Origin of the sequence: Streptomyces sp. SP17BM10, from assembly GCF_036322405.1 — a bacterium.
Lineage (GTDB): Bacteria > Actinomycetota > Actinomycetes > Streptomycetales > Streptomycetaceae > Kitasatospora.
The window spans coordinates 1-359 of the sequence record NZ_JAQYXB010000358.1; the positions used below are offsets into that span (position 1 = coordinate 1).

Genomic DNA, 359 nt, shown 5'->3' on the forward strand with positions numbered 1-359 from the left:
CCCTGGGCGGCCTGCTGGGCGACGTCCTGGTGGTCTTCGTCGTCGGCCTCGCCGTCGACGGGGGCGTCCTGGGGGACGGGCTGCTGCTCGGCCTGCGTCTGCTCGTCGGCGACGGGCGCCTCGACGGCCTCCGTCACGACCGCCTCGACGACGACGGCCGGCGGCTCGGCTTCGGGGGCGGGCTCGGTCTCGGGCTCGACGTCGACGGCCTGCGGCGCGGCCGGCGCGGGCTGGTCGGGGTCGTGGGGGGCGGCGGGACGGGGGGCCTCGGGGGCCTCGGCCTCCTCGGCGGCGGGCTGGGCCTGCTCGGCCTCGGGCGCGGCAGCCTCGACCGCCTCCACGACCTCGACGGCCTGGAC

Annotated in this window: 1 pseudogene; it reads right to left on the reverse strand. The window is 80.2% G+C overall.

Features of this window, described 5'->3' with window-relative positions:
• Positions 1–359 (reverse strand): annotated as a pseudogene (locus PUR71_RS02765) (hypothetical protein); the annotation flags it as partial.